This window comes from Streptomyces sp. UNOB3_S3, assembly GCF_020740895.1.
Lineage (GTDB): Bacteria > Actinomycetota > Actinomycetes > Streptomycetales > Streptomycetaceae > Streptomyces.
In genome coordinates this window covers 1-6,685 of sequence record NZ_JAILXP010000377.1, presented here as the reverse complement: position 1 = coordinate 6,685, position 6,685 = coordinate 1, and the positions used below count along the sequence as shown (strand labels likewise).

The 6,685-nt window shown below is 74.5% G+C and carries 6 protein-coding genes; 4 read left to right on the top strand and 2 right to left on the bottom strand.

The genetic code is table 11. The features are described 5' to 3' along the window. Positions 1-331 precede the first annotated feature (331 nt). Together K6I33_RS29290 and K6I33_RS29285 are read left to right on the top strand one after the other, a co-directional pair. A complete protein-coding gene (locus K6I33_RS29290) occupies positions 332-913 on the top strand; it encodes a TetR/AcrR family transcriptional regulator (RefSeq protein ID WP_229357560.1) in 582 nt (193 codons plus the stop codon). A 94-nt stretch (positions 914-1,007) separates the two neighbouring features. Beyond that, entirely contained in the window at positions 1,008-1,769 is a 762-nt protein-coding gene (locus K6I33_RS29285) for an SDR family NAD(P)-dependent oxidoreductase (protein ID WP_229357559.1), read from the top strand. A gap of 74 nt (positions 1,770-1,843) precedes the next feature. Here the strand turns inward: K6I33_RS29285 and K6I33_RS29280 are convergent, their stop codons facing one another. Both K6I33_RS29280 and K6I33_RS29275 read right to left on the bottom strand, forming a co-directional pair. Continuing rightward, a complete protein-coding gene (locus tag K6I33_RS29280; protein ID WP_229357558.1) occupies positions 1,844-3,238 on the bottom strand; it encodes an amino acid permease in 1,395 nt (464 codons plus the stop codon). Between the two features lie 266 nt (positions 3,239-3,504). Next, on the bottom strand, positions 3,505-3,762 hold the full coding sequence (locus K6I33_RS29275) for a hypothetical protein (protein ID WP_229357557.1): 258 nt from the start codon (positions 3,760-3,762) through the stop codon (positions 3,505-3,507). 226 nt (positions 3,763-3,988) lie between these two features. On the opposite strand from K6I33_RS29275, the gene K6I33_RS29270 reads away from it, so the two are divergent. Together K6I33_RS29270 and K6I33_RS29265 are read left to right on the top strand one after the other, a co-directional pair. Further along, positions 3,989-5,404 carry a CoA transferase gene (locus tag K6I33_RS29270; RefSeq protein WP_229357556.1) on the top strand — a complete coding sequence of 472 codons (1,416 nt, stop codon included), beginning with the start codon at positions 3,989-3,991 and terminating at the stop codon, positions 5,402-5,404. A gap of 35 nt (positions 5,405-5,439) precedes the next feature. Further along, positions 5,440-6,685, top strand: a 1,246-nt coding sequence (locus tag K6I33_RS29265; protein ID WP_229357555.1) for a DUF5107 domain-containing protein, incomplete at its 3' end; no start/stop codon positions are given.

The following is a 6,685-nucleotide window of genomic DNA, read 5'->3' as shown; positions in this document are numbered from 1 at the left end:
GGTCGTGGACCGGGGCCGTGCCGGTGGCGGTCCCGGCCGTGGGCGCGGGGGTCCGGGCGGATGGACGGGCGGGCCCGGCCTGGGCGGCCTGGGCCGCCGGCAGGGCGAGGGCGGCCGCCAGGGCGGCGGCGAGCAGCCCCTTGCGCACTGTGCGTAGCGCGTACACCGGTTCTCCTCAGGGGGGTTGATCAGGCGTCAGCTACGAGTTGATGTGCGGCGTACCATAGTAATGTGACATTGCACTGACAACCCATGAGACCGCCGATGGGCGAACTCTTGACCGAGCATTGATTCTTGACCGGTCGTTCTCGATACGCCTAGGATCGACGACGTGGCCAGGACCAAGGAATTCGATCCGGACGCCGCCCTCCAGTCGGCCCTCGAGCTGTTCTGGGAGCGCGGCTACGAGGCGACGTCGATGGCGGACCTCGTGGAGCGCCTCGGCGTCGCCCGGGCGAGCCTCTACTCGACATTCGGCGGCAAGCACGACCTCTACCTCAAGGCCCTGGAGCGCTACGGCGAGCAGCAGGACCCGCGCTTCATGGCGGAGCTGTCCCAGCCGGGCCCGGCCCTGCCGGCCGTCCGCGCCCTGGTGCGCCGCTTCGCGGCCGAGTCGGCCGGCGAGCTGCCCCGGCGCGGCTGCTTCGTGACCAATACGGCCGTCGAGCTGGGCCCGCGCGACCCGGCCGCGGCGCGCCGGGTCGAGCAGAGCTGGCACCACGTCGAGGCGGCGCTGACCTCGGCCCTGATGCGGGCCGCGGCGCAGGGCGAACTCCCCGAGGGGCGCGACCCGGTGGCGCTCGCCCGGATGCTCCTGGTGTTCCTCCAGGGGCTGCGCGTGGTCGGCCGGCTGGACACCGGGCCGGGCCTCGCGCGGGACGCCGCCGAGCAGGCGCTGGCCCTGCTGGACTGACACCGCGAGGAGCGCCTCCCGCGCTCCTTCATGCCCAAATTCAAGACCGATCGTTCTTTTATCTTTGTTTCCGTTATCCCGAGGAGTCATCGACATGACCACGCGTTTCTCCGGCAGGACCGTCCTCGTCACGGGTGGCGGCACCGGCATCGGCCGGGCCGTCGCGCTCGCCTTCGCCCGGGAGGGCGCCCGGGTCGTGGTCGCGGGCCGGCGCGCCGAGCCGCTCCGGGAGACCGTCGCCGCCATCGAGGCGGCGGGCGGCGAGGCCACGGCCGTCACCGCCGACGTGACCCGCCCTGCCGACGTCGAGGCCCTGGTCGAGCGGACCGTGCGGCGCTACGGCGGCCTGGACGTGGCCGTGAACAACGTCGGCGTGCTCACCCCGCCCGCGAAGATCGCCGACATCCCCGAGGACGACTGGCACACCGCGCTGGACACCAACGTCACGGGCGTCTGGCTGTCGATGAAGCACGAGATCGCGCACATGCGGGTCAACGGCGGCGGCGCGATCGTCAACATCTCGTCCAACCTCGGCGCCCACAAGCGCATCCCGGGGCTCGGCGCGTACGCCGCGAGCAAGGCCGCCGTCTCCGCGCTGACCCGCACCGCCGCCCTGGACCACATCGGCGAGGGGGTGCGGATCAACGCGGTGAGCCCCGGCCCCATCGAGACCCCGATGTCCTCGCGCCCCGGCGAGTCGGCCCGCGACAAGGCCGAGCGGATGAGCCGCGACGTCCCGGCCGGCCGTGCGGGCAGCCCGCAGGAGGTCGCCGCCGCGGTGCTCCACCTGGCCTCCGACGAGGCGGCCTACACGGTCGGCACCGAACTCGTCCTGGACGGCGGCGTCACGGCCTGAGACGCACGGCCCGAGACACGAGGAAGGGGCGGGCCCGAGGGCCCGCCCCTTCGTCATGCGTCGTACCGGCGGTCCTACGCGACCAGCTCCGGCTCGGCGGACTTCTCCGCCACCGCGGGCTCACCCGCGACGTCGCCCTCGCCCTCGTCCGCCGCCGGACGGCGGGCGGCCATCCAGGCGTAGACGAGGATGCCGGCGAAGAGGAACAGCCCGCCCTGGTAGACCGCCGCGTATCCGGCGCCGGCCACCAGCCAGAAGGAGAAGCAGAACCCGCCGAGCGCGAAGACCATGTCCCGCGTGAACCGGCCCGCGTGGACCTTGTCGCGCTCGCCCTTGAGCAGGAAGTACACCTGCGCGGCGGTGGCCAGGAGGTAGGGGACGGTCGCCGAGAAGGTGGTGACGAGGACCAGGATCTCGAAGACCCCGCCCGAGCCGGAGACGTAGTTGATGATCGTCAGCAGCGAGGCGAGCACCGCTGCGGCGATCACGCCCGCCGTCGGCACCCCGCGCCGCTTCTTCCCGAACATCGCCGGGAACAGGCCGTCCTTGGCGGCCGCGTAGGGCATCTGGGCGCTCATGAGCGTCCAGCCGTTGAGCGCGCCCACGATGGAGACGACGGCGGCGAAGGCGATCAGCGTGCCGCCCCACTCACCGCCGAACATCGCGTCGACCGCGTCGGAGAAGGGCGCCGTGGACTTGGCGAGCTTGTCGTGCGCGACCGTGCCGAAGACCGCCACCGTGCCGAGCAGATAGACGACCGCGGCGCCGATGGTGCCGAACACGCTGGCGCGGCCCACGTTGCGCTCCGGGTCGCGGACCTCGCCCGCGCTCATCGCGGCGGACTCCACACCGATGTAGCTGTAGAGCAGGATCGCCGCCGAGGCGGACAGACCGCTGGCCCAGCTGCCGCCGCCCTCGGAGAAGGAGCCGAGGTTCTTCGGGTCGAAGAAGAACAGGCCGGCGACGGCGACGAACAGCAGCGGGACGAACTTCAGCACCGTGGAGACCACCTGCACCACGCCCACCCAGCGGGTGCCGGCGAGGTTCGCCAGCGCCGGGAGCCACAGCATCAGCAGGGCGATCGCCAGGTCCGTGCCCTTGGAGGACGAGCCCCCGGTGAGCACGTGGAAGTAGCCGACGCCCGCGACGGCGAGGGCGGCGTTGCTGACCCAGGTCATCGTCCAGTACGACCAGGCGGACAGGAACCCGGCGAAGTCGCCGAACGCCGCACGCGCATAGACATACGGACCGCCGGTGTGCGGATGGCGCTCGGCCAGCCGCCCGAAGACGAGGGCGAGGGCGATCGCTCCGATCGTGAGCACACCGAAGGCCAGCAGGCTGACGGTGCCGAACGGGGCGACCGAGGCGGGCAGCAGAAAGATGCCGCCACCAATGATGTTGCCCATGACCAGGCAGATGGCCGTGGGGAGGCCGAAGCGGCGTGCGGGAGTGCCGTCGGTTTCTTGCATGGAAGGGTGCGCCTCTCGTACTGCGGGCAGGTCGCTGATTCTGTGGCGACTTCACACAGCTGTGCAAGAGCACAGGTATGTGCGACAGCACATATTGACCGCACTGTGAGACGGCGCAAAATTGGAATTTTTTGTCCCGTGAGGGGCGCCCGGCGGCCGCAAAAGGTGCTGCGATCAGCGCCGCGCACCGTGATTCGTCCACCGGCGCGCGATCAAGCGGAACGAGCGGTTCGTGCCCGGTTCGCGCTCGCGAGCGGGATGTGCGATCAGTCGTCCGGCTCCTCCGCGGACCCCTCGCCGGCCTCCCGGGGATGGCCGAGGGTGGGGTCCAGCGCGGAGTCGTACTCGCCGGTCCCCCGGCAGTGGGCGCACTCCCCCGCGCGGTGGACGGTGTCGGCCGGGCCCGTGAAGGGGTCGGCGCCCGGGCAGTAGGCCAGCGCCCGCGTCCCGTACCCGGAGCCGTGGCACCACTGACACGTCCGTCCCTGTGGCTCCGGCCCGGACGGGGTTGTGCGCTCACTCACGCTCGCTCACCGGAACCCGCCCCAGAGCCGCTCACCGGGCGTCGCCCGCCGATCACCGTTGGTGCTCCCCAGCCTAGACCTCCACGGCCGCCGCGCCGGGCCCGCGCCGGATGTCACCCGATCGGGTTGTGTCCCCCGTGTGTCCCCCATGGGACAGGACACTTCCGGGCAGGACGCCTGAAAGGGCCTCTTCCCAGCACCTGGCACCCAGTGCCAGACTCGGGGGATGATCAAGCGATCGTCCGAAGCGGCGGACCACGTCTGGGCGTTGCTCGGCGGGGACCCCGCACTCATGGCCGCCGTGGAGTACGCCGGCCCGGAGACGGCCCTGCCCGCCCGTCTCCCGGTCCGGGAGACCGCCCGGGCCACGGTGGCCGTCTGCGCGCTGGCCGCCGCCGAACTGCTCGCCGCCCGGCGCGGCGGGCCACCGCCGCGCGTGCGCATCGACGACGGGGCCGTCGCGACGGCCTTCGCCAGCGAGCGCCATGTGCGCCGTGACGGCCTCGCCCCGGCCTCCTTCGCCCCGCTGTCCCGCTTCTGGCGCACCGCCGACGGCTGGGTGCGCACCCACGCGAACTACCCCCACCACCGCGCTCGCCTCCTCGCCGCCCTCGGAGTGCCCGACCCCGGCCCGGACGCCGACGCGGCGCCCCTCGTCGACCGGGTCGCCGCCGAGCTGGCGGGCCGGGAGGCCGCACGGGTGGAGGAGCTGGTGTACGCGGCCGGCGGGCTGGCCGTCGCCGTGCGCACCCCGCACGAGTGGGCCGTCCACCCGCAGGGCGCGGCGGTCGCCCGGCGCCCGCTGCTCGCCCTGGAGCGGATCGCCGACGGGCCCGTCCGCGCGCTCGGGGCGCCCTCCGGCGCGCTGCCCGCCGAGGGGCTGCGCGTCCTCGACCTCACCCGGGTCCTCGCCGGCCCCGTCGCCACCCGCACCCTCGCCCTGCTCGGCGCGGACGTGCTGCGGATCGACCCCCCTTCCCTTCCGGAGAGCCAGGAGCTCCACGACGACACCGGCGCGGGCAAGCGCTCCACCGTCCTCGACCTGGCCCGCCCCGCCGATCGCGCGGCCTTCGAGGAGCTGCTCGCCACCGCCGACGTCGTCGTGACCGGCTACCGGCCCGGGGCGCTCGACCGGCACGGCCTGTCCCCGCAGGCCCTCGCCGAGCGCCGGCCGGGCCTGGTCATCGGCCAGCTGAGCGCCTGGGGCAGCTACGGGCCGTGGGGCGACCGGCGCGGCTTCGACAGCCTCGTCCAGGCAGCCTGCGGCATCGCCGCCACCGAGCCGGGCCCCGACGGCGGCCCCGGCGCGCTGCCCGCCCAGGCCCTCGACCACGGCACCGGCTATCTGCTGGCCGCCGCCCTGCTGCGCGCCGTCACCGAGCAGCGCGCCACCGGCGGCACCCACCTGGCCCGCTTCGCCCTCGCGCAGACGGCGGCCTGGCTGGCCCGCGACGTCCCCCACGACGACGGCGAGCCCGAGGCCGGCGCCGACGGCCACGACCCCGCGCCCTGGCTGGCCGAGGGAGAGGGCCCGCTGGGGCGGCTGCGGTACGCGCGCTCACCCGTGGAGTTCACGGGCTCCCCGCGCGACTGGGCCCGGCGGCCCGGCCGCTGGGGCGCCGACGCCCCCGTGTGGCTGTGAGAGAACCCCCGGCGAAACGAGAGGGAGACCCCCGCGTGGCCACGACCATCCGACGAGCCGTGCTGACCCTGCCCGCGGCCTCCCCCGGCCCCGAGAACCCGCTGCCGCCGCTGGGCACCCGGGGCGACGTCCACCGCCTGGACCGCGCCGCCATGGCGGACCTGCCGCCCGCCATGGCCCGGCGGATCCGCTACGCGCCGCTGCGCTCCGTGCTGCCCGTGCGCCGCCGCGACGACTACACCCGCACCCGGGTCCCCACCGACCTCGACGCGATCGTCATCGAGAACGACCGGCTGCGCGCCACGGTCCTGCCGGGGCTCGGCGGCCGGGTGCACTCCCTCGTCCACAAGCCGACGGGCCGCTCGCTCCTCTACTCCAACCCCGTCCTCCAGCCCGCCGGCTTCGCCCTCAACGGCGCCTGGTTCTCCGGCGGCATCGAATGGAACACCGGCGCGACCGGCCACGGCACCCTCTCCGTCGCCCCGCTCCACGCGGCCCGGGTACCCGCGCCCGACGGCGGCGACATGCTGCGGCTGTGGGAGTGGGAGCGACTGCGCGACCTGCCCTTCCAGGTCGACCTGTGGCTGCCGGACGGCTCCGACTTCCTCTACGCCGGCGTGCGCGTCCGCAATCCGCACCACCGCGCCGCGCCCGTCTACTGGTGGTCCAACACCGCCGTGCCCGAGGGCCCGCGCACCCGGGTCCTCACCCCCGCCGAGTCGGCCTGGCACTTCGGCTACGACCGCGCCTCCCTGCGCCGGGTGCCCGTCCCCCGCTGGGACGGCGCCGACCGGACGTACCCGGCGGACGGCACCCACCACGCCGACTACTTCTACGACCTCCCCGCCGGCGAACGCCGCTGGATCGCCGCGCTCGACGAGCACGGCCAGGGCCTCGTCCAGACCTCGACCGACGCGCTCACCGGCCGCAAGCTCTTCCTGTGGGGCGCGGACGAAACCGGGCGGCGCTGGCAGGAGTGGCTCACCGAGCCCGGCACGGCCGGCTACGCCGAGATCCAGGCGGGCCTCGCGCCGACCCAGCTGGAGCACGTCCCCCTGGAGGCGGGCGGGGAGTTCGCCTGGCTGGAGGCGTACGGGCCGCTGACCGCCGACCCCGCCGCCGTCCACGGCGCCGACTGGGCGGCGGCGCGGGCCGAGGCCGCCGCGCGGCTGGAGGCGGCGCTGCCGCGCGCCGCCGTCGACGCCGCGTACGCGGCGTGGCGCCCGTACGCCGACCACGAGCCCAAGGAGACACTGGCCACCGGCTCCGGCTGGGGGGCGC